A 20208-nucleotide genomic window follows, 5' to 3' on the forward strand; every position below is an offset into this window, starting at 1 on the left:
TGGGGTAGCCGGGTGTGCTGGGGGGCGGGTGACTTCTTTGGCTTTGGGGAGTTCGCGTTCTCTCCTCCTGGTCGGTGCAACGGCGAGCCCCCCCCCCCCCCCCCCCCCCCCCCAGGCCGTCACAGATCAGGCGTCCATGGATCGCTCGGTGGTGGTCTCGATCCTCTCCAGGCGCCGGATCGTAAGGGTGACCTTCTTCTTCTCCTCGACCGGGCTGTCGGTCTCGATCTGGGCGGTCTCGTCCATGACGGCTCCTTCCTCTGCCGTACGGTGCGCTGCGCCGGAGCGCTCACAGCCGCCCCGGTGCATCCGCACGTCACGCGAATCAGTGAGACGGTAGGGGCGTCCGTCCTCGCCTGGTCCTCGATCGCTCCTTCGCGAGGTGCGGGCGCCGTCGCGGCGGGACACGCGGACCGGTACGCCGCGCGCCGCGGGGCGCGCGCCGGCCACCGCGACTCCGGCAGAATGGCATCGTCGTCAGTTCGGGCCGGCGGACCTGGCGTTTGGTCTAGACCACTGCCCGCCCGACCGGCAGAATGCGGTCTGAACGTGGTCTGAACATGTGATTCTGACCATATGATTCTGGACGTGAACCCCATCGGGAGGAACCCGCCATGCGTATTGGAGTGCTCACCGGGGGCGGCGACTGCCCCGGCCTGAACGCCGTGATCCGGGCAGTGGTCCGCAAGGGGGTGAGCGTGTACGGCCACGAGTTCGTCGGCTTCCGTGACGGCTGGCGCGGCCCGCTCGAAGGCGACACGATGCCGCTCGACATCCAGGCCGTGCGCGGCATCCTGCCGCGCGGAGGGACCATTCTCGGCTCCTCGCGCACCAACCCGATCAAGATCGAGGGCGGCGTCGACCGGATCAAGGACAACCTCGCCTCGACCGGCGTCGACGCGCTGATCGCCATCGGCGGCGAGGACACCCTGGGCGTCGCCAAGCAGCTCTACGACCGCGACGTCAAGGTCGTGGGCGTGCCCAAGACGATCGACAACGACCTGTCGGGCACCGACTACACCTTCGGCTTCGACACCGCCGTCAACATCGCGACGGAGGCCATCGACCGCCTGCACACCACCGCCGAGTCCCACCACAGGGCGCTCATCTGCGAGGTCATGGGCCGGCACGCCGGCTGGATCGCCCTGCACGCGGGCATGGCCGGCGGCGCGAACGTCATCCTCATCCCGGAGAAGCCGTTCGACATCGACCGGGTCTGCGAATACGTGGAGTCGCGGTTCCGCACCCGCTACTCGCCGATCATCGTCGTCGCCGAGGGCGCCCACCCCGTCGAGGGCCAGATGGAGCTGCAGGCGGGCGAGCTCGACGCGTTCGGCCACGTCCGGCTGGGCGGCATCGGCGAGGTGCTGGCCAAGGAGATCGAGAAGCGCACCGGCAAGGAGGCCCGCACGACGGTGCTCGGTCACATCCAGCGCGGTGGCACCCCGACGGCCTACGACCGGGTGCTGGCCACCAGGTTCGGGCTGCAGGCCATCGACGCGGCCCACGAGGGTGACTACGGCAAGATGGTCGCGCTGCGCGGCACCGACATCGTCCGCGTCGGGCTCGACGAGGCCACGGCCGAGCTGAAGACCGTGCCCGTCTCGCGCTACGCGGAGGCGGAGGTGTTCTTCGGCTGACTGTAAGCGGGCTGCAAGCGGGCGGCCGTAGCTTCTGCGTCAGCGGGGTTACCGCTACAACCCCCCAAGGGGTACGGCTTGCGCCGCAGCGAGTTGGCGGCCCACCTGTGCGACGCGGGCCGTACCCATGACATAGATCATCGGCGGGGCGCGGCGGAGAGATCCATCTCCGGCGCGCCCTCGTCGTGCGCGCGTAGCCGTTCCCGGTAGGCCGCCTCGTTGCGCAGCTCCTTCTCCGACGGCGACAGCAGGGCCGCGAGCAGCAGGCCGACGGTGATCACGCTGGTGCCGACGATCAGCGGCAGCAGGAAGTCGACGCCCTGGGCGCCGGGCACAGCCCCCACCTCGTGGTGCGGCGTCACCGTCATGGAGTACATCCCGGTGTAGTGCATGCCCGCGACCGCCACGCCCATGACGAGCGCCGCGGCGCCGATCTTGAGCGCACCGCTGACCCGTACGGTGAACCACAGCGCCGCCGTGGCCGCCGCGATCGCGATCAGCACCGAGACCGAGACGATCACTGGGTCATAGGAGACATGTGCTGACATGTTCATCGCGGCCATGCCGAGATAGTGCATGCTCGCCACGCCGGCTCCGGTCAGCAGACCGCCGCCGAGCAGGGAGCTCAGGCGATCGGCGCCGTACGCGGCGAGGAACAGCCCCACCCCCACGACCACGACCGCGATGAGCGCGGAGGTGACCGTGAGCGGCACGTCGTAGCGGATGGCCATGCCGGGGATGGAGAAGCCGAGCATGGCGATGAAGTGCATCGTCCAGATGCCCGTGCCGCCGATGGCGAGGGCGGCTCCCACCAGCCAGAACGCGCCGGCGCGCCCGCCGACCACACGGGCCCGCGAGGTCAGGAGCAGGCCCAGCATCGAACCCATGCTGGAGACGGCGTAGGCGGCGACGGGCGTCACGAGCCCGAAGGAGAAATGATCGACCGACGACATACCCACCCATCCCTCGCGTACTGATAAGGGAGTATGGGCGGGTGATCGTCGGCCGCGCAACTACCTTCTGCGCGAGCGCGACGGCTGCCTGCGCGACGGCTGCCTGCGCGGAGCCTGGGCCTGGCCGCCGGGCGCCGGCATGGACGAAGGATCGGCCTGCGGGGCGGGCGCCTGGGGATAGGAACCCTGGGGGAAGGGAGCCTGTGAGAAGGGAGCCTGGGGCGTGGGAGCCGCCATCGGCATCGGCGCGGGCGCCACACCGGGCGAGGGATGGGCGAGCTGCTGCTGTTGCTGCGCGGTGCGCCGGCGCAGCTCCAGCTTGGCGAGGAGCTCCGCGTCCTCGTGCAGTTCCTCCTCCGACGGAGAGAGGATCACCATGAGGAGCATGGTCAGGGTGATCAGGCTGATCACGGTCATGAGGGGCACGAGGAAGTCGAGCGCGTCGGCGCCGGCGATCACGCCGGGCTCCGAATCGACCGTGACGTGCATCGCGTACATGCCGGTGTAGTGCATGCCGGACACGGCCACGCCCATGACCAGGGCGGCGCCGGTGATCCAGATGGGCTTCCTGACACGGAGGGTGAACCACAGCGCCGCCGTCGCGGCCACCACGGCGATGACCACGGAGATCGCCACGGTGACGCGGTCGTAGGAGACCTGGGCGGACATGTTCATCGCGTACATGCCCAGGTAGTGCATGGAGGCCACCCCGAGCCCCGTCAGCAGGCCGCCGCCGAGCAGGGCCAGGAGGCGGCCGCGGCCGTAGGAGACGAGGAACAGGCCGGTGCCCACGACGATGATCGCGACGGCCGCGGAGGCCGCGGTGAGCCACACGTCGTACTTGATCTGGGTGCCCTCCACCTGGAAGCCCATCATGCCGATGAAGTGCATGACCCAGACGCCCGTGCCGCCGATGGAGATGGCCGCGCCGAGCAGCCACCGCACCTTGGAACCCCCGCGCGAAGCGTGGGCCTGCGCGGTGAGACGCAGGCCGAGCATTGACCCGATGCATGACATCACGTAGGCCAGCAGCGGCGTGAGCGGCCCATAGGTGAAATGATTCACAGCGGTCATCTATCGCGTTCCTTGCATTAGGGGTCCCCGGATTCTGTCATCGGGAATGTCCCTTACGCATGGATATTGCAACTATCTGTCAACTTGTTATGTCGGAAACATGAGAAAGGCTCATGGCTATCGAGGGGCCGTTCTGGCGGGCGATCGCCGTCTTCCGCGTCGCGTCCGTGGTGTACGCGATCGTCCTGATGGCCCAGCACCGCGGCTACGAGCAGCCGGTCCTCGGCTGGCTGGTGATCGGCGTGATGGTGCTCTGGACCGCGGGGACGACGCTCGCCTACTCCGCCGCCGCGCTGCGCCGGTGGCCGTTGCTCGTGACCGACCTGCTCGTGGTGCTGGCCTGCCTGCTGGCCTCGCCGTACGTCCAGGGCGCCGAGCAGGGCGAGGCGGGCACGACGCCCGTCCCCGCGACCTGGGTCGCCGGGCCCGTGCTCGCCTGGGCCGTGCACGGCGGCCGGCGCGCGGGAGCGGTGGCGGCGCTCGCCATGGCGGCGGGCGACCTGTGGCTGCGCGTGCGCGCCCCCGACGTGCCCATCCTGATCAACGGCGCGGTCCTGCTCTTCCTGTCGGGCGTCGTGGTCGGCCACGTGGCCAGGCTCGCCAAGCAGGCCGAGGAGCGCATGCAGCGGGCCGTCGAGATGGAGGCCGCCCAGCGCGAGCGCGACCGCCTGGCCCGCGACATCCACGACTCGGTCCTCCAGGTGCTCGCCCTGGTGCACCGGCGCGGGCAGCGGCTCGGCGGCGAGGCGGCCGAGCTCGGCCCCCTCGCCGGTGAGCAGGAGTCCGCCTTACGCCGCCTCGTCGCCGACCGCCCCGGCGAGGCCGGCGAGCCGGGCTCCGCCGACCTGCGCACCCTCCTGCTGCGGCACGCCTCGTCCCAGGTGACGGTCTCCACCCCCGCCACGCCGCTGGTCCTGCCGGCGCCGGTGGCGGAGCAGGCGGTGGCCGCCGTCGGGGCGGCCCTGGACAACGTCAGGGCGCACTGCGGGCCGTCGGCGCGCGCCTGGGTGCTGGCGGAGCCGGGCGAGGGCACCGTGACGGTCAGCGTGCGGGACGACGGGCCGGGCATCCCGGAAGGGCGGCTGGACGAGGCGCTGGCCGAGGGGCGCATGGGGGTCGCCCGCTCCATCCGCGGCCGGGTGGCCGACCTGGGCGGTGACGTCTCGATCGTCAGCGTCCCCGGGCAGGGCACCGAGGTCGAGATCAGCCTCCCCGCGTGACCCCGCCCCCGCGACGCTGATCGTGGCCCTGCTCCGCCGAGGCCGGGGCGCGGGGCGCGGCCGGCGTTAGAGTTGCGGGCATGGTGCGGGTCATGGTGGTGGACGACCATCCCATGTGGCGTGACGGGATCTCGAGAGATCTGGCCGAGGCCGGCTACGACGTCGTGGCCACCGTGGGTGAGGGGCGGCAGGCGGTCAGGGTGGCCGGCGCGGTCCGGCCCGGCCTCGTGGTGCTCGATCTGCGGCTGCCCGACATGCCGGGCCACGAGGTGGCCGCCGGGTTGTCCGGGCTGGAGGCGCCGCCGCGCGTGCTGGTGTTGTCGGCCAGCGCCGAGCAGGAGGACGTGCTGGAGGCGATCAAGGCGGGCGCGTCCGGATATTTGGTGAAATCGGCGAGCCGGGAGGAGTTCCTCGACGCCGTACGCAGGACAGCCGAGGGCGACGCCGTGTTCACCCCCGGGCTGGCCGGGCTCCTGCTGGGCGAATACCGGCGGCTGGCCGCGCAGCCCGCGCCCGCCGAGGGCCCGCGCCTCACCGAGCGCGAGACGCAGGTGCTCCGGCTGGTCGCCAAGGGGTTGTCGTACAAACAGATCGCCGAGCGGCTGGTGGTCTCGCACCGCACCGTGCAGAACCACGTCCAGAACACCCTCGGCAAGCTCCAGCTGCACAACAGGGTGGAGCTGGTGCGATATGCGATCGAGCAGGGCCTCGACGCGGACTAAACTCGGGGGCGCGCGACGTTGGCACCAACACGCCTTTTCCCCATTTCCCGGAGGTTCCACCATGACGATGTCTGCCCTGGGCGAGCCGTGCGTGCTGCTCAAGCTGGGCGAGATCGTCCTCAAGGGCAAGAACCGCGAGCTGTTCGAACGCCGCCTGATCGGTAACATCCGCGACGCGCTCCAGCCGCTCGGGATCAAGGTCGACGTGCGCAGACGGCACGGCGTGATCGCGATCTTCCTCCCCCAGGGCGCCACCGCGGAGCAGGCCGGAGCCGTGGCCGAGCGGGTCGCCGACGTGCCGGGGCTGGTGTGGATCCACCGGGCCTGGCGGGTCGAGAAAGACCCGGAAACGGTGCTGAAGGCCGGTCTCGAGCTCGTCGGGGAGAGCGAGGAAGCCAAGCGCGGCGCCCGCTTCGCGGTCCGCTCGCGCCGCCGCGACAAACGTTTCCCGCTGCGCTCCAACGAACTCGACCGCATGGTGGGCGGCGCGATCAACGACGAATACCGCCTGCCCGTCGACCTGAAGAACCCCGAGCTGACGGTGTTCATCGAGGTCGACAGGGACGAGGTGTTCGTCTTCACCGACGGCATCCCCGGCCAGGGCGGCCTGCCGGTCGGCAGCAGCGGGCGGGCGCTGGTGCTGATGTCGGGCGGCATCGACTCGCCGGTGGCGGCCTACCGGATGATGCGGCGCGGCCTGCACGTCGACTTCCTGCACTTCTCGGGCATCCCGTTCACCACCTCCGAGTCGATCTACAAGGCGTACGCGCTGGTGCGGAAGCTCGACAGGTTCCAGGGCGGCTCGCGGTTGTGGGTGGTGCCGTTCGGCAAGGCGCAGCAGTCGATCCGCACCTCCGGCCAGGACCGCCTGGCCGTGATCGCCCAGCGGCGGCTCATGCTCAAGACGGCCGAAGAGGTCGCCCACCGCATCCGCGCCGCCGCGCTGATCACCGGTGACGCGCTCGGGCAGGTCTCTTCGCAGACCCTGACCAACATCACGGCTCAGGACAACGCGGTCGAGCTGCCGATCCTGCGGCCGCTGGTGGGCTGGGACAAGACCGAGATCATGGCCGAGGCCCGGCGCATCGGCACGCTGGAGATCTCGGAGCTGCCCGACGAGGACTGCTGCTCCCTGCTGGCGCCCAAGCGCGCCGAGACGCGGGCCAAGATCGACGACCTGAAGCAGATCGAGAAGCGGCTCGACGCCGAGGAGCTGTGCGTGCAACTGGCCGACTCGATCCAGGAGTACACGCTCTAGGCGGTCCCGCACGGCCGGCGCCCTGATCCACCCCTCGGCCGGCGGGCGGATCAGGGCGGTCGTCACCGGGACGACCGGGACGGCGAACGACAGGAGCCCGGGCAGAGGATGAAGGGGCGGGTCAGGCGGCGACCGCGGCCGCGGTCGACTTGCCGAGCAGCGCGGGGAAGTCCGTCATGACCTGGGCCAGCTCACCCAGGTCGGTGTCGACGAGCGCCTGCGGGCCGTCGCAGAGCGCCTGCTCGGGCTGCGGGTGCACGTCGATGATCACGCCGTCGGCGCCCACCGCGATGGCCGCGCGGGTCAGCGGCAACACCAGGTCACGCCGGCCGCCGGAGTGCGACGGGTCGATGATCACCGGCAGGTGCGACAGCCGCTGCGCCACCGGGACCGCGGAGACGTCGAGCGTGTTGCGCGTCGCCGTCTCGAACGTCCTGATGCCCCGCTCGCACAGCACGATGTCCAGGTTGCCGCGCTGCGCGATGTACTCGGCGGCCATCAGCCACTCCTCGATCGTGGCGTTCATGCCGCGCTTGAGCATCACCGGCCGCCCGGCCGCGCCGACCGCCCGCAGCAGCGCGAAGTTCTGCGCGTTGCGGGTGCCGACCTGCAACATGTCGGCGTACGACGCCACCAGCTCGACGTCCTGGGCGTCCACGACCTCCGTCACGATCGGCAGCCCGGTCTCCTCGCGCACGTCGGCCAGGATGCGCAGGCCGGCCTCGCCCAGCCCCTGGAACGCGTACGGCGACGTGCGCGGCTTGAACGCCCCGCCCCGCAGCAGCACCGCTCCCGCCGACTGCGCCATCCTGGCCGCGTCCAGCGTCTGCTGGCGCGTCTCCACCGCGCACGGCCCCGCGATCAGCGTCACGGTGTCGGGGCCGATCGGCACGCCGCCCACGTGGACCGTGGAGCGTTCCGGATGGTTCTCCCTGCTGACCAGCTTGTACGGCGTGGTCACGCGCATCACGTCGCGCACCCCCGGCATGCCGCGCAGGCCGGCCGCGTCGAGCTGGGTGACGTCGCCGACCAGGCCGACGATGGTGCGGCGCACGCCCTTGCTGATGAAAGCCTCCACCCCGGCCGCCTCGACGACCGACACGATCGACGTGAGATCGTCCGGCGTGGCCTCCGGGCCCATCACGATCACCATCTGCTTCTCCTTCTGCCTGAAAACACGAAAGGCCCCGGGTCCACGTGGACCCGGGGCCTTTCGTTCGCCTGTCTGCTAGCGCAGCGTCAGATGGCGAACGGACTCGGGTCCGTCGCCATACCAAAACCAGAACGCTGTGCGCATAGACCCCAATCGTAGCGCACCGCACCCGGCCGCGTGCCATCGGCGGCCCGATGGCAGGATGGCCCAAGACGCGAGACCGGTGAGGGGAGTGATCGTGGAGGAGTCGCGCCTGCCTCCAGGCCAGTACGTCCCGCGCGGCAGACCCGTGATCCACTACGGCAGGGTCCCCACGTTCAAGCCCGAGAGCTGGGACTTCCGCGTGTTCGGGGCCACCGCCACCGGCGAGGAGCACTGTTACACCTGGGAGGAGTTCGAGCGGCTGCCCCGCACGACCCGGCTCGCCGACTTCCACTGCGTCACCAAGTTCTCGCTCATGGCCAACGAGTGGCGCGGCGTCGCCCCCGCCACCATCATCGGCGCATTCCCGCCCGACCCCGGGGTGCGCCACGTGATGATCTGGGCCGAGTACGGCTACAGCGCCAACCTGCGGATGTCCGACTTCACCGCCCCCGGCACGCTGTTCGCCATGGAGCTCGACGAGAAACCGCTCAGCCCTGACCGCGGCCACCCGGTGCGGATCGTGGTGCCCCACCTCTACGCGTGGAAGAGCGTCAAATGGGTGCGCGGCATCGAATATCTCCTCGAGGATCGCCGGGGCTTCTGGGAGGAGCGCGGCTACCACAACCTCGCCGACCCCTGGCGCGAACAGCGCTACTCCTACCAGGAAGAACCCGGCGAGGGCCCGCCGTAGCGCGAGAGCGGTCTCACTGCGGGTTTCGCCCCGGACACGGCGCGTTGTTGGCTACGGTGGCCCGCATGCTGACTGGCGTGGCGCTGTTCCTGCTGGCCTTCGCCGCCGGTTACGGGCTGGCCAGGACGCGGCCGTGCCGTGACGCGCTGCCGCAGGGCCGCAGGTCGGACGAGGCGACGTTCACCACGTTGCACATCGCCGCGCTCGCCGCCCCCGCCCTGCGCGCGGGGCTCGGCCGCGACTCCGCCCGCAAGGCCGTCCGGCACCTGCGCACGCTGCTCGGCACCCACGCCGTCGCGATCACCTCGGCCGAGGCGGTGCTGGCCTGGGACGGCCCGGCGGACGGGCCGCGCGAAGGGCCGCGCGAAGGGGACGTGCTCGCCCACGCCCGCGCCACGCTGGCCGCCGGCCGGGCCCAGGTGTTCCCCGGCGAGCCGTACGCGGCGGTGGTGGTGCCGCTGACCGTGGACGGCGCGGTCGTGGGCACGCTGGCTGCCCACGACGACGAGGTCAGCGCCGCGCTCGTGCGCACCGTCACCGAGGTCGGCCGCTGGGTCTCCGGCCAGCTGGAGCTGGCCGACCTGGACGCCTCGCGGCAGCGCGCGCTGGAGGCCGAGATGCGCGCGCTGCGCGCCCAGATCTCGCCGCACTTCATCTACAACGCGCTCACCACGATCGCCTCGTTCGTCCGGACGAACCCCAGGCGCGCCCGCGAGCTCCTGCTCGACTTCGCCGACTTCGCCCGCTACGCCCTGCGCAGGGCCAACGACTTCACCACCCTCGCCGACGAGCTGACCTGCGTCGACCGCTACCTGCTGCTGGAGCGCGCCCGCTTCGGCGACAAGCTGCGCTTCACCGTGCAGGTGGCTCCGGAGGTGCTGCCGGTGCCCGTGCCGTTCCTGTGCCTGCAGCCGCTGGTGGAGAACGCCATCAAGCACGGCATGCGGGGCGACGGCGGCGCCGCGGGGGAGGTGCGGGTCGTGGTGCGCGACGCGGGCCCCGAGGCGCACATCACCGTCGAGGACGACGGCGCGGGGATGGATCCCGAGTGCGCGCGGCGCATGCTCGACGACGAACCCGGCCGCGAGGGCGGCGGCATCGGGCTGGCGAACGTGGACCTCAGGATGCGCCAGATCTACGGCGACGGCTACGGGCTCGTCGTGGAGACCGCGCTGGGCGCCGGCACCAAGGTGCGGTTGCGCGTACCGAAGACACAACTTGGCTCATAGTAGTCAATTCATTACGCTAAGCTGGCTTACCCCTTGTGGCCTCTGCTTTTCTACGGCAGCGTGGTGGACATGCTGAGAGTTCTGGCCGTCGACGACGAAGTGCCGGCTCTGGAGGAGCTCGCCTACTTGTTGCGCCAGGACGCCCGGATCGAGCAGGTCACGACCGCGGCCGACGGCGTCGCCGCGCTGCAGGACATGGTGCAGATGATCGGCGCGGGCGAGCGGCTCGACGGCGTCTTCCTCGACATCCGGATGCCCGGGCTCGACGGGCTCGACCTCGCCCGGCTCGTCGGCGGCTTCCCCAGCCCGCCCCGGCTGGTCTTCGTGACGGCCCACGAGGAGTGCGCGGTGCAGGCGTTCGAGCTGGAGGCGGTCGACTACCTGCTGAAGCCGGTCAGGGCCGAGCGGCTGGCCGAGGCCGTGCGCAGGCTGGAGGCCGCCACCTCGCCCGCCGCCGAGCCGGGCCAGGACGACGTGATCCCCGTCGAGCTGGGCGGGCGCACCCGCTTCGTGCCCCAGCAGGCCGTCTGGTTCGCCGAGGCCAAGGGCGACTACGTGCGCCTGCACACCGTCGACGGCAGCTATCTCGTGCGCATGTCGCTGGCCGCGCTGGAACGGCGCTGGTCGGAGGCCGGGTTCATCCGCATCCACCGCAGCACTCTGGTGTCGGCCAAGCACGTCAGCGAGCTCAGGTTCGAGGGCGGGCGGGTGTCGCTCACCGTCGGCACCGAGACGCTGCAGGTCAGCAGGCGGCACAGCCGCCAGGTCCGCGAACAGCTCGTACGCCAGCACAGGGGCGTGATCTCGTGACGGTCGGCGGAGGAGTGGTCCGGTGACGGCGGAGCGCCGTGTCGTCGTCTCGCGACGGCCGGTCGCCCTCGGGCGCGGCCGGCGGCGCGTCGACGAGCACGGCAGGCAGGTCCCGCCCGACGTGCCGGCCATCGTGGGGCGCCAGTTACGGCAGGCCATGCTGACGGTGGCCGCCGTCGCCGCGGTGCTGGCGGGCGTTCCCGTCATCGCCATGTGGGTGCCCGCCCCGGAGGTCTGGGTGGCGCTCTCGCTGGCCGCCCAGGCCGCCTGGGTGGGGCTGGCCGTGGTGCAGCTGAGACGGGCGGAGCGGCTGGAGAAATGACCGTCGCGGTGCTCACCGGGATCGCCTTCGTCGTCGTACTGGGCGTGATGGTGGGCGCCGCGCGGCCGCGCCGCTCCAGCGGCCTGGCCGACTTCCACGTGGCGGCCAGGGAGGTGCCGCCCTGGTGGAACGGTGCCGCGATCTCCTCCGAGGTCACCTCGGCGGCGGCCTGTCTCGGCACCGCGGGGCTCATCGCCACCCACGGCGGGCCGATGTTGTGGTATCCGGTCGGGGCCGCCGCCGGGTTCGTCGTCATCCTGGCGCTGGTCGTGGCGCCGCTGCGCCGCTCGGGGACGTACACGCTGCCCGACTTCGCCGGATGGCGGCTCCGCTCGGCCCGGCTGCGCCCGTTCACCACCTGTTTCCTCCTGGTCATCGGGCTGGCGTTCATGGTCGCCCAGCTGCACGCCGCAGGGATCGTGGTGCGGCTGCTGACCGGGCTGCCGCCGTGGCTGGGCTGGGCGGCCGTCGGGGCGGCGACGCTGGGCGTGGCGGTCGCGGGCGGCCTGGGGAGCGTGACGAGCCTGCAGGCCTCGCAGTTCTGGCTGAAGCTGGTCGTCTTCCTGGGCGTGGGGGTCATCTGCTGGTGGATGTCGGGCGCGCGGCCGATCGCCCTGTTCGAGGGCTCCTACCGGGCCGGGGTGGCCGGGCTGGCGGGGGCCGGCGACCCGTCGCTGCCCGGGGTGCTGGCGGTGCTGCTGGCGTGCGCGCTGGGCACGATGGGGCTGCCGCACGTGATCGTCCGCGTCTACACCAACAGGGACGCCCGCGCGGCCAGGCGGTCGATCGTGGCGGCCCAGGTGATGCTGGCGGTGTTCGGCGTCGTCCCGCCGTTGTACGGGGCGCTGGGGCACCGGCACGCGCGCGACGCGGCGGCGGACGAGATCGTGCTCCTGCTGCCCGCCAGGATGTTGCCCGGGGCCGCCGGAGAGGTGCTCACCGGGGTGCTGGCGGCCGGGGCGTTCGCGGCGCTCCTCGCGACCATGGTGGGCGTGCTGGTGGCCGTCGGGGGCGCGGTGTCGTCATGCGTGCCGCCGGCGGGCGCCCGTTCCTTCCGCGCCGCCGTGACCGCGGTGCTGCTGGCGGCGCTCGCCCTGACCGCGGCCAGCACCCCGCGGGAATCGGTGGCGCTGGTGGTGGTCGGCTTCACGCTCTCCGCAGCCACGTTCTGCCCGATGCTGGTGCTCGGCATCTGGTGGCGGCGGCTGACGGACGCGGGGGTGGCGGCGGGGTTCGCCCTGGGAGGGGGCGTGACCGCCGCGCTCGTGCTCAGCGAGCAGGCAGGCGTGCGCGTGGGGGAGCCGGCGTCCTATCCCGCGCTGGTCGCGGTGCCGGTGGCGTTCGCGGCCATGGTCATGATGTCCCTGGTCACGCCGGGCCGGGTGCCGAGCGGGGTGGGGTGGATGATGGCCAGGATGCACGTGCCCGAGCCGGGTGCGGGCCCCCCAGACTGCCGCTCATCGCAGCCCGGTGACCGCTCGTCGCATTAGCACTCTCCGTATGGCGATGACTACAGACCGTTCGACGAGCTGTCCGTAAACGGGGTTTCGCCCGCATGATCGCGACCGTAGTGTTTCGGCATCGGATAGCCACCCCGGCGCGTTGGGGGGGACGAGCCGCAAGGCTCACAGCAGATCTGATGCGCCGGATTCACCGGCGACCGCGCAGGTCGCCGCGGCGGCCGGGCCCTGACCGGGGGGTAGGGCCCGCCACGCCGTTCCGTGAGGGGGCGCCCGCTGAGGCCGCGAGAACCGGCCCCGCGATCCGGGCCACGGGGGCTCCGGATCACGCGAGCGGGCGTCCCTCATCATGTTCGGTGGCCCCGTTACGGTTGTGTCCGGCTGCCACCGGTGGTCGCGCGACCGCGCACGGCGGGCGCTCCATGCCCGCGTCGACGCGTACGCGCTCAGCCGTCGCGGAGCCGCTTGAGCAGGGCGATGTCCTCGGCGTGCTTGGGCGCCTTGCCCGGCGTCTCGATGCAGATCGGCACGCCCGCCACCGCCGGGTGCCGCATCAGCTCGGCGAACGGCCGCGCGCCGATGAGGCCGGCCCCGATGTTCTCGTGGCGGTCCTTCTTGGCGCCGCAGGCGTCCTTCGAGTCGTTGGCGTGGATCAGCTTGAGCCGCCCGGGAGCGATCGTGTGCAGGGCGTCGAACGTCTCCCGCACCCCGCCCTCGGCCGCCAGGTCGTGACCGGCGGCGAAGGCGTGGCAGGTGTCGAGGCAGATGCCGGCCCGCGGATGCCAGTCGAGGGCCGCGAGGTAGGGCTCGATGTCCTGGACCGTGGCGCACAGCATGGCGCCCTGGCCCGCCATCGGCTCGAGCAGCAGGCCGGGCCCGCCGTCGGGGATCTCGTCGAGCAGCGGCAGCAGGTTTTCGCGGGTCTGGCGCAGCGCGTCGTCGCGGGGCTGCGTCACGGCCGAACCCGTGTGCACCACGACCCCCTTGGCGCCGGTCGCCACGCCGCGGCGCAGCGTGTGGCGCACGATCGCGATGGAGTTGGCCAGCGTCTCGGGACTGGGCGAGCCGAAGTTGGCGAGATAGGGCACGTGGATGAACGCGTCGACGCCCGACTCCGCCAGCCGGGCGTCCTGCTCGGGCTTGCCCTCGGTGAGCGCCCACCCTCGCGGGTTGGTGACGAACACCTGGATCATCTCGGCGCCGATCTCCGCCATGTATTTCAGGCCGCCCGTCGCGAGGCCGCCCGTCACGGACACGTGTCCGCCGATCAGGGATTTCAGGGTCATGATGACCGACAGTGTAGGCGCAGTGGCGGACACTTCCCGTACGCCACCGCGCCGGTCTGGTCAGCAGGCCCGTGAGACGGCCCCGTATGACCCGGTGAGGTGACCCGGTGGGGTGACGCGGTGAGGCGGCCGGGTGAGGTGGCCCGCACAAAGGTTGCTCCAAGAGGCCGGCCTGTCCCCTTTGGCGGGCACGCGGGCGGGTAACGCCTCTTTCGTTCGCCAACGCAGGCCAGACGGGGAGAGCCCATGCGTGCCATCGCCATTTCCGCCTTCGGAGCCCGGCCGGAGCTCGTCGAGCTGCCAGAGCCCGTGCCAGGACCCGGCGAGCTGCTGGTCCGCCTGCGGGCCGCGGCCTACAACCCGGTCGACACGAAGATCGCGAGCGGCGCCATGACCGGATTGTCGCCCAGGTTCCCGCTCATCATGGGGCAGGACGCCGCCGGCGTCGTGGAGGCCGTCGGGGCCGAGGTCACCGCGTACGGGCCCGGTGACGAGGTCTACGGCCGCTTCAGCGACCCCGCCCGCGGCCTCGGCGGCTACGCCGAGTACGGCGTGGTGGCCCAGGACGGGCCCGTCGCCCGCATGCCCAAGGGCCTGCTGCCCGAGCAGGCCGCGGCCGTGCCCACCGCGAGCGCGACCGCGTACGCCCTGGTCGAGACGGCTGAACTGGCCGAGGGCCGGACCGTGCTGATCGTCGGGGCGACGGGCGGTGTGGGCCAGGCGGCCACCCAGCTCGCCGCCCTGCGCCGCGCGTACGTCATCGCCACCGCCGCGCCGGACGCGGAGGACCTCATGAGCGACCTGGGCGCCAACGAGACGGTCGACCACACCAAGGGAGACGTGCCAGGACAGGTGCTCGCCGCCTGGCCCGGCGGGATCGACGCGGTGTTCGACCTGGCCACCCCGGCCGGCGCCGTCGACGCCATGGCGGGCGTGCTGCGCCCGGGCGGCGTGATCTGCAGCGTCATCCACGCGCTCGACCCTGACGCCCTGGCCGCGAGAGGGCTGCGCGGCGTCAACGTGATCAACCGGGTCACCCCGGAGGTCCTGACGAGCCTGGCCGAGCTGATCGACGGCGGCGAGCTGCGCGTGCGGGTCGAGTCGCTGGTGCCGCTGGAGCGGGCGCCGGCCGTGCTGCGCGACATCGCCGCAGGCCACGCCAGGGGCAAGACCGTGATCACGATCTGACCCTGGCCCGGGACTTGGAGCATGACACAAAAGTCCCGGCCATCGGGGCGGCCGGTTCGGAGTTCTCGCGGATGGACCGGGCACGTAGCGCATGTGTGTACTTCAGACATGCCCGACACGCTCACCGCGCTCGACGCCTTCAACGCACGGCCGCCCGACGCGGCCGAGCGCGACCTGCTCGCCTGCTGCGCCTGCCGCGCCTTCGCCGTGAAGGTCGCGGGCCTGCGACCGTACCGCGGGCTCGGCGAGCTGCTCGCCGCCGCGGACGCGGCCGTTCGGGAACTTGCGTGGTCCGGCGTGCTGGAGGCGCTGGGCGCGCACCCGAGGATCGGCGAGCGGGCGGCCGGCACCGGCACGGAGGCGGCCTGGTCGCGGCAGGAGCAGTCAGGGGTCGGCGACGCGTCGCGCGCGGCCCTGGCGGAGGGCAACCGGGCCTACGAGGAGCGTTTCGGGCACGTCTACCTCGTCTGCGCCACCGGCCTCGACGGCGCGGAGTTGCTGGCCAAGCTCACGTCCCGGCTGCGCAACGACGAGGAGACCGAGCGCGACGTCGTACGCGCCGAGCTGGCCGCGATCACGCGGGTGCGGCTGCGCAAGCTCATCGAGGAGGGGAGATGAGCTTCTCCACGCACGTGCTGAACGCGGTCACCGGGCTGCCCGCCGAGGGCGTCCGCGTGCGGCTGGAGCACGACGGAAGCGTCCTGGCCGAGGGGCGGACCGACGCCGACGGCCGGATCAAGGGCTGGAAGCCGGGAACCGGGGTGCACCGCGTCGTCTTCGACACCGGCGGCTACCTGCCCGAGACGTTCTATCCCGAGGTCGTCGTCACCTTCACCGTGACCGATCCCGGCCGGCACCACCACGTGCCCCTGCTGCTCAGCCCGTACGCCTACTCCACCTACCGAGGGAGTTAGATGGCCGTCAAGCTCGGGCCCAACCGCTACGGCAAGGCGGAGACGCGGCTCGTCCACGTCGTCAAGGACGGCCCCGTGCACCACGTCAAGGACGTCAACGTCAGCACGTCCCTGTCGGGCGACATGGAGGCCGTCCACCTGACCGGCGACAACGCCGCCGTGCTGCCGACCGACACGCAGAAGAACACCGTGTACGCGTTCGCGAGGAAACACGGCGTCGGCCAGATCGAGGAGTTCGCCCTCCTGCTGGCCGGCCACTTCGCCGGGTCGCAACCCTCGATCCACCACGCCAGGGTGGAGATCGAGGAGTACGCCTGGCGCCGCGAGGGCCCGCACTCGTTCGCGCGCGCGGGCGGCGAGGTGCGCACCTGCGTCGTCCACCGCGACCGCGACGGCCGCGCCACCGTGGTGTCCGGGCTCAAGGACCTGGTGCTGCTCAACTCGACGGGGTCGGAGTTCCACGGCTACATCGCCGACGAGTACACCACGCTGCCGCCCGCCACCGACCGGGTCCTCGCCACAGCCGTCGAGGCACGGTGGCGGCACGCCGGTGACACCCCCTCCTACGACTCGTCGTACGAGCGGGTGCGGCGATGCCTGGTCGAGGCGTTCGCGGACACGCACAGCCGCTCGCTCCAGCAGACCCTGTACGCCATGGGCGAGCGGGCGCTGACCGCCTGCGAGGAGATCTGCGAGGTCAGGCTGGCCCTGCCGAACAAGCACCACTTCGCCGTCGACCTGTCGCCCTTCGGCCTGGACAACGACAACGAGGTCTTCTTCGCCGCCGACCGCCCGTACGGCCTGATCGAGGGCAGTGTGCTGCGTGAGGACGCGCCCGACGCCGGATTCGCCTGGGAGTAGACATCGATGGACTTCTTGCGCCCCACGACGTGGGAGGAGGCGCTGGCCGCCAAGGCGGACCGGCCCGACGCGGTGCCCATCCAGGGCGGCACCGACGTGATGGTCGAGCTCAACTTCGACGTGCGCAGGCCCGCCGCGCTGCTCGACCTCGGCCAGGTGGCCGAGTTGCGCGCGTGGGGCATGGAGGGCGGCGCCTGCCGGGTCGGGGCGGGGGTGCCGTACACGACGATCATCGAGGAGCTGGGCGGGCCGCTGCCGGGGCTCGCGCAGGCCTCGCGCACGGTCGGCTCGCCGCAGATCCGCAACCGCGGATCCGTCGGCGGCAACCTCGGCGCGGCCTCACCCGCGGGTGACAGCCATCCGCCGCTGCTCGCCGCCGACGCGGTGGTCGAGGTGGAGTCGCGGGACCGGGGGGTCAGGATGATCCCCGCCACCGCGTTCTACCTCGGGGTCAAGCGCAGCGCGCTCGAACCGGACGAGCTCATCAGGGCCGTGCACGTCAGGCCGGCCACGGGGCCCCAGTACTTCTCCAAGGTCGGCACCCGCAACGCCATGGTGATCGCGGTGTGCTCGTTCGCGGTCGCGCTGCGCCCCGAGGAGCGGCGGGTCGGCACGGGGCTCGGGTCGGCGGCGCCCACGCCGCGGCGGGCGTACGAGGCCGAGGAACTGCTGGCGCGGGAGCTCGACTGGCAGGCGCCGCTCGACCCGGCGCTGCTCAGGAGGTTCGGCGAGCTGTGCGCGGCCGCGGCCGCGCCGATCGACGACGTCCGCGGCACCGCCGCCTACCGCGTGCACGCCATCGGGGTGATGGCCCGCCGCACGCTCACGTGGGCCTGGAACGACCATCTGGGAAGGAGGGCCGCCTGATGCGCGTCACCTTCACCGTCAACGGCCGCGAGGAGAGCGCCGACAACGTGTGGGAGGGAGAGAGCCTGCTGTACGTGCTGCGCGAGCGGCTCGGCCTGCCCGGCTCCAAGAACGCCTGCGAGCAGGGCGAGTGCGGCTCGTGCACGGTCTATCTCGACGGCGTGCCGGTCTGCTCGTGCCTGGTCGCCGCCGGTCAGGCCGAGGGGCGGCGGGTGCGCACCGTCGAGGGGCTGGCCGAGGGGGACCGGCTCGACCCGGTGCAGGAGGCGTTCGCGGAGTGCGGCGCGGTGCAGTGCGGCTTCTGCACGCCGGGGTTGATCGTGCAGGCGCACGACCTGATCGCGCGCGTCGAGCGGCCGTCGGACGCGGAGATCAGGGAGGCGCTGGCGGGCAACCTCTGCCGGTGCACGGGCTACGAGAAGATCCTCGAGGCGGTACGGCTGGCCGCGCGGCGGAAGGCGGCCACGTGAACGACCCGCGCACCGGCTCGACGTCCGAACCCGTCATCGTGATCGAGAACGTGCATGTCGCGCCGGTCACCGGCCCCGAGATCCCCTCCGGATACATCAGGATCGAGGGGGATCGCATCGCCGCGGTGGGTCCCGGGCCCGCGCCCGCCGCCCCGGGGACGACCCGGATCGACGGCTCCGGCTGCCTGGCCACGCCCGGCCTGGTCAACACCCACCACCATCTCTACCAGTGGGCCTCGCAAGGGCTCGCGCAGGACGCCACGCTGTTCGAGTGGCTGGTCGCGCTCTATCCGGTGTGGGCCGCCATGGACGCCGAGGTGGTCAAGGGGGCCGCCGCCGCCGGCCTGGGCTGGCTGGCGCTGTCGGGCTGCACCACCTCCAGCGACCACCACTACCTCTTCCCCAAGGGGAGAGGCGACCTGTTCGCGGCGGGCATCGAGGCCGCTCGCGAGATCGGCCTCAGGTTCCACCCGGCGCGCGGCTCCATGGACATGGGAGAGTCGAAGGGCGGGCTGCCGCCGGACGTCGTGGTCGAGGAGCTCGACGAGGTCCTGACCGCCACGGCCGAGGCCGTCGACGCCCACCACGACCCGTCGTTCTCCTCGATGGTGCGGGTCGCGGTGGGGCCGTGCTCGCCGTTCTCGGCCAGTGCCGAGCTGATGACGGAGTCGGCGGCGCTGGCCAGGTCCAAGGGCGTTCGCCTGCACACCCACATCGCCGAGACCCTCGACGAGGACGAGCACTGCCTGGAGCAGTTCGGGACGCGGCCCGTCGACTACATGGAGAAGCTGGGCTGGCTCGGGCCCGACGTGTGGTTCGCGCACACCGTGCACCTGAGCGACGCCGACATCGGCAAGCTCGCCGCCACCGGCACCGGCTCCGCCCACTGCCCCTCCTCCAACGGCCGGCTCGGGGCGGGCATCGCCCGCGTGTCCGAGATGTTGCGCCGCGGCATGAACGTGGGCCTCGGCGTGGACGGCAGCGCCTCCTCCGAGCTCACCCCGCTGGCCGGGGAGATGCGGCAGGCGCTGCTGTTCCAGCGGGCCCGATACGGTCCCGGGGCGCTCACGGCCCGGCAGGCCCTGGAGCTGGCCACCCTGGGCGGCGCCCGCAACCTGGGCCGCGCGGACGAGCTCGGCTCGCTCGAGCCGGGCAAGCTGGCCGACGTCGTCCTGTGGCCGGTCGGGCCCTTCGCCGCCGCCGTCGCCGACCCGGTGTGCGCGCTGGTCTTCGGGCCCACGCCGCCGCCGGCCCTGGTGCTGGTCGGCGGGCGCACCGTGGTGGCCGGCGGCGAGCTGACGACCGTCTCCCAGGACGCGGCAGGGCGCGCGGGCGCCGCCGCCCGCCGGCGGCTGGTGCGGCTGGCGGAGGAGCGCGGCGTGCGCCCGGCGAGGCACGTCCACGAAGGCTTCACGGCGTGAGCGGCAGCTCGTAGCGGCTCACGAGGGTGACCGGGCCGTCCGGGTCGCGCTGCCCCGGCGCGCCGCCGACGGCGACGTCCCCGCGGTGCGCGAATCCGGCGGACTCGTAATAGCCGCGCAGCCGCCGGTTCGAGGCCGCGCAGTCCAGCCGCAGCCGGTCGCGCCCCTGCCCGCGTGTCGTGTCCGCCGCCCATCCCAGCACGTGCGCGCCCAGCCCGGCCGCCCACCGGCGTACGGCCATGCGGTGCACGTATCCGGCCGTCCCGTCGTCGTCCCACAGGTTGTCGGACCAGTCCAGCGTGACGGTGGCGGCCACCTCGTCCCCGACGTGGACCAGCCAGGTCTCGCCCCGCGCGACGGCCGGCTCGATCCACGCCCGCTCGAACCTGTCCGGCCACTGCCGCACCCCCAGCGCGGCGAGCCAGGCGGCGCACTCGTCCAGCACCGCCAGGACCTGATCCTCCCGGCCCTTCTCCGCTCGCCGGTAAACGGGGTTCCATCCGGTTGTCATAGGTCAATGATGAC

General features: G+C 72.3%; 21 protein-coding genes. 16 read left to right on the top strand and 5 right to left on the bottom strand.

Annotation, left to right across the window (positions count from 1 at the left end):
* The first annotated feature begins 614 nt into the window (after nucleotides 1-614).
* Complete coding sequence (locus ACZ6SA_RS32810; RefSeq protein ID WP_132514396.1) at nucleotides 615-1640, top strand: 6-phosphofructokinase; 1026 nt, start codon at nucleotides 615-617, stop codon at nucleotides 1638-1640.
* Between the two features lie 137 nt (nucleotides 1641-1777).
* On the opposite strand, the gene ACZ6SA_RS32815 is transcribed toward ACZ6SA_RS32810, so the two are convergent.
* On the bottom strand, nucleotides 1778-2593 hold the full coding sequence (locus ACZ6SA_RS32815) for an MHYT domain-containing protein (protein WP_347642658.1): 816 nt from the start codon (nucleotides 2591-2593) through the stop codon (nucleotides 1778-1780).
* A gap of 60 nt (nucleotides 2594-2653) precedes the next feature.
* Complete coding sequence (locus ACZ6SA_RS32820) at nucleotides 2654-3667, bottom strand: MHYT domain-containing protein (protein ID WP_465832573.1); 1014 nt, start codon at nucleotides 3665-3667, stop codon at nucleotides 2654-2656.
* A gap of 113 nt (nucleotides 3668-3780) precedes the next feature.
* On the opposite strand from ACZ6SA_RS32820, the gene macS reads away from it, so the two are divergent.
* The 3 genes from macS to thiI all read left to right on the top strand — a co-directional run bounded on the left by macS (nucleotide 3781) and on the right by thiI (nucleotide 6867).
* Nucleotides 3781-4887, top strand: coding sequence for a MacS family sensor histidine kinase (gene macS / locus ACZ6SA_RS32825; protein ID WP_465832575.1), 1107 nt, complete (start codon nucleotides 3781-3783; stop codon nucleotides 4885-4887).
* Between the two features lie 80 nt (nucleotides 4888-4967).
* Entirely contained in the window at nucleotides 4968-5609 is a 642-nt protein-coding gene (locus tag ACZ6SA_RS32830; protein ID WP_465832577.1) for a response regulator, read from the top strand.
* A gap of 61 nt (nucleotides 5610-5670) precedes the next feature.
* Nucleotides 5671-6867 (top strand): tRNA uracil 4-sulfurtransferase ThiI, encoded by a 1197-nt coding sequence (thiI, locus tag ACZ6SA_RS32835; RefSeq protein WP_347642662.1) that lies wholly within the window; start codon nucleotides 5671-5673, stop codon nucleotides 6865-6867.
* 121 nt (nucleotides 6868-6988) lie between these two features.
* Here thiI and aroF read toward each other — a convergent pair whose 3' ends face one another.
* Nucleotides 6989-8020: a 3-deoxy-7-phosphoheptulonate synthase gene (gene aroF, locus ACZ6SA_RS32840; protein ID WP_443151811.1), complete on the bottom strand. Its 1032-nt coding sequence runs from the start codon at nucleotides 8018-8020 to the stop codon at nucleotides 6989-6991.
* 238 nt (nucleotides 8021-8258) lie between these two features.
* Between aroF and ACZ6SA_RS32845 the strand changes: the two genes are divergently transcribed.
* From ACZ6SA_RS32845 to ACZ6SA_RS32865, 5 genes are all read left to right on the top strand, one after another.
* Nucleotides 8259-8855, top strand: coding sequence for a molybdopterin-dependent oxidoreductase (locus tag ACZ6SA_RS32845; RefSeq protein ID WP_347642664.1), 597 nt, complete (start codon nucleotides 8259-8261; stop codon nucleotides 8853-8855).
* A gap of 65 nt (nucleotides 8856-8920) precedes the next feature.
* Nucleotides 8921-10084 carry a sensor histidine kinase gene (locus ACZ6SA_RS32850; RefSeq protein WP_465832580.1) on the top strand — a complete coding sequence of 388 codons (1164 nt, stop codon included), beginning with the start codon at nucleotides 8921-8923 and terminating at the stop codon, nucleotides 10082-10084.
* 69 nt (nucleotides 10085-10153) lie between these two features.
* A complete protein-coding gene (locus ACZ6SA_RS32855; protein ID WP_465832582.1) occupies nucleotides 10154-10894 on the top strand; it encodes a LytR/AlgR family response regulator transcription factor in 741 nt (246 codons plus the stop codon).
* A 22-nt stretch (nucleotides 10895-10916) separates the two neighbouring features.
* Nucleotides 10917-11216: a hypothetical protein gene (locus tag ACZ6SA_RS32860; protein WP_347642667.1), complete on the top strand. Its 300-nt coding sequence runs from the start codon at nucleotides 10917-10919 to the stop codon at nucleotides 11214-11216.
* Nucleotides 11213-12706, top strand: a complete 1494-nt coding sequence (locus tag ACZ6SA_RS32865; RefSeq protein WP_465832584.1) for a sodium:solute symporter family transporter — start codon at nucleotides 11213-11215, stop codon at nucleotides 12704-12706. The genes ACZ6SA_RS32860 and ACZ6SA_RS32865 overlap by 4 nt, the downstream gene beginning before the upstream one ends.
* A gap of 416 nt (nucleotides 12707-13122) precedes the next feature.
* Here the strand turns inward: ACZ6SA_RS32865 and ACZ6SA_RS32870 are convergent, their stop codons facing one another.
* The gene (locus ACZ6SA_RS32870; RefSeq protein ID WP_347642669.1) at nucleotides 13123-13962 is read right to left on the bottom strand and encodes a deoxyribonuclease IV; all 840 of its coding nucleotides are present in this window, start codon (nucleotides 13960-13962) and stop codon (nucleotides 13123-13125) included.
* A 246-nt stretch (nucleotides 13963-14208) separates the two neighbouring features.
* Here ACZ6SA_RS32870 and ACZ6SA_RS32875 point away from each other — a divergent pair, with 246 nt between their 5' ends.
* The 7 genes from ACZ6SA_RS32875 to ACZ6SA_RS32905 all read left to right on the top strand — a co-directional run bounded on the left by ACZ6SA_RS32875 (nucleotide 14209) and on the right by ACZ6SA_RS32905 (nucleotide 19683).
* The gene (locus ACZ6SA_RS32875) at nucleotides 14209-15150 is read left to right on the top strand and encodes an NADP-dependent oxidoreductase (protein WP_465832586.1); all 942 of its coding nucleotides are present in this window, start codon (nucleotides 14209-14211) and stop codon (nucleotides 15148-15150) included.
* Nucleotides 15151-15258: 108 nt separating this feature from the next.
* Nucleotides 15259-15768 (top strand): 2-oxo-4-hydroxy-4-carboxy-5-ureidoimidazoline decarboxylase, encoded by a 510-nt coding sequence (uraD, locus tag ACZ6SA_RS32880; protein WP_465832588.1) that lies wholly within the window; start codon nucleotides 15259-15261, stop codon nucleotides 15766-15768.
* Entirely contained in the window at nucleotides 15765-16064 is a 300-nt protein-coding gene (gene uraH / locus ACZ6SA_RS32885; RefSeq protein ID WP_465832590.1) for a hydroxyisourate hydrolase, read from the top strand. Before uraD ends, uraH begins: the two co-directional genes overlap by 4 nt.
* On the top strand, nucleotides 16065-16925 hold the full coding sequence (pucL, locus tag ACZ6SA_RS32890) for a factor-independent urate hydroxylase (RefSeq protein WP_465832592.1): 861 nt from the start codon (nucleotides 16065-16067) through the stop codon (nucleotides 16923-16925). It begins immediately after the preceding gene.
* 6 nt (nucleotides 16926-16931) lie between these two features.
* The gene (locus ACZ6SA_RS32895) at nucleotides 16932-17792 is read left to right on the top strand and encodes an FAD binding domain-containing protein (RefSeq protein WP_347642674.1); all 861 of its coding nucleotides are present in this window, start codon (nucleotides 16932-16934) and stop codon (nucleotides 17790-17792) included.
* A complete protein-coding gene (locus ACZ6SA_RS32900; protein WP_347642675.1) occupies nucleotides 17792-18262 on the top strand; it encodes a (2Fe-2S)-binding protein in 471 nt (156 codons plus the stop codon). Before ACZ6SA_RS32895 ends, ACZ6SA_RS32900 begins: the two co-directional genes overlap by 1 nt.
* A complete protein-coding gene (locus ACZ6SA_RS32905; protein ID WP_465832595.1) occupies nucleotides 18259-19683 on the top strand; it encodes an 8-oxoguanine deaminase in 1425 nt (474 codons plus the stop codon). The genes ACZ6SA_RS32900 and ACZ6SA_RS32905 overlap by 4 nt, the downstream gene beginning before the upstream one ends.
* On the opposite strand, the gene ACZ6SA_RS32910 is transcribed toward ACZ6SA_RS32905, so the two are convergent.
* On the bottom strand, nucleotides 19673-20194 hold the full coding sequence (locus ACZ6SA_RS32910) for a GNAT family N-acetyltransferase (protein ID WP_465832597.1): 522 nt from the start codon (nucleotides 20192-20194) through the stop codon (nucleotides 19673-19675). The genes ACZ6SA_RS32905 and ACZ6SA_RS32910 overlap by 11 nt on opposite strands.
* Nucleotides 20195-20208: the final 14 nt, after the last annotated feature.

Source organism: Nonomuraea sp. NPDC049378 (assembly GCF_055586745.1).

Excerpts from the sequence above, each read along its gene's own strand:
- aroF (WP_443151811.1), bottom strand. The coding sequence starts at position 8,020 with ATGGTGATCGTGATGGGCCCGGAGGCCACGCCGGACGATCTCACGTCG.
- ACZ6SA_RS32820 (WP_465832573.1), bottom strand. The coding sequence starts at position 3,667 with ATGACCGCTGTGAATCATTTCACCTATGGGCCGCTCACGCCGCTGCTG.
- ACZ6SA_RS32830 (WP_465832577.1), top strand. The coding sequence starts at position 4,968 with ATGGTGCGGGTCATGGTGGTGGACGACCATCCCATGTGGCGTGACGGG.
- uraH (WP_465832590.1), top strand. The coding sequence starts at position 15,765 with ATGAGCTTCTCCACGCACGTGCTGAACGCGGTCACCGGGCTGCCCGCC.
- ACZ6SA_RS32850 (WP_465832580.1), top strand. The coding sequence starts at position 8,921 with ATGCTGACTGGCGTGGCGCTGTTCCTGCTGGCCTTCGCCGCCGGTTAC.
- ACZ6SA_RS32910 (WP_465832597.1), bottom strand. The coding sequence starts at position 20,194 with ATGACAACCGGATGGAACCCCGTTTACCGGCGAGCGGAGAAGGGCCGG.
- ACZ6SA_RS32875 (WP_465832586.1), top strand. The coding sequence starts at position 14,209 with ATGCGTGCCATCGCCATTTCCGCCTTCGGAGCCCGGCCGGAGCTCGTC.
- ACZ6SA_RS32895 (WP_347642674.1), top strand. The coding sequence starts at position 16,932 with ATGGACTTCTTGCGCCCCACGACGTGGGAGGAGGCGCTGGCCGCCAAG.
- uraD (WP_465832588.1), top strand. The coding sequence starts at position 15,259 with ATGCCCGACACGCTCACCGCGCTCGACGCCTTCAACGCACGGCCGCCC.
- ACZ6SA_RS32870 (WP_347642669.1), bottom strand. The coding sequence starts at position 13,962 with ATGACCCTGAAATCCCTGATCGGCGGACACGTGTCCGTGACGGGCGGC.
- ACZ6SA_RS32855 (WP_465832582.1), top strand. The coding sequence starts at position 10,154 with ATGCTGAGAGTTCTGGCCGTCGACGACGAAGTGCCGGCTCTGGAGGAG.
- ACZ6SA_RS32815 (WP_347642658.1), bottom strand. The coding sequence starts at position 2,593 with ATGTCGTCGGTCGATCATTTCTCCTTCGGGCTCGTGACGCCCGTCGCC.
- ACZ6SA_RS32900 (WP_347642675.1), top strand. The coding sequence starts at position 17,792 with ATGCGCGTCACCTTCACCGTCAACGGCCGCGAGGAGAGCGCCGACAAC.
- pucL (WP_465832592.1), top strand. The coding sequence starts at position 16,065 with ATGGCCGTCAAGCTCGGGCCCAACCGCTACGGCAAGGCGGAGACGCGG.
- macS (WP_465832575.1), top strand. The coding sequence starts at position 3,781 with ATGGCTATCGAGGGGCCGTTCTGGCGGGCGATCGCCGTCTTCCGCGTC.
- thiI (WP_347642662.1), top strand. The coding sequence starts at position 5,671 with ATGACGATGTCTGCCCTGGGCGAGCCGTGCGTGCTGCTCAAGCTGGGC.
- ACZ6SA_RS32865 (WP_465832584.1), top strand. The coding sequence starts at position 11,213 with ATGACCGTCGCGGTGCTCACCGGGATCGCCTTCGTCGTCGTACTGGGC.
- ACZ6SA_RS32810 (WP_132514396.1), top strand. The coding sequence starts at position 615 with ATGCGTATTGGAGTGCTCACCGGGGGCGGCGACTGCCCCGGCCTGAAC.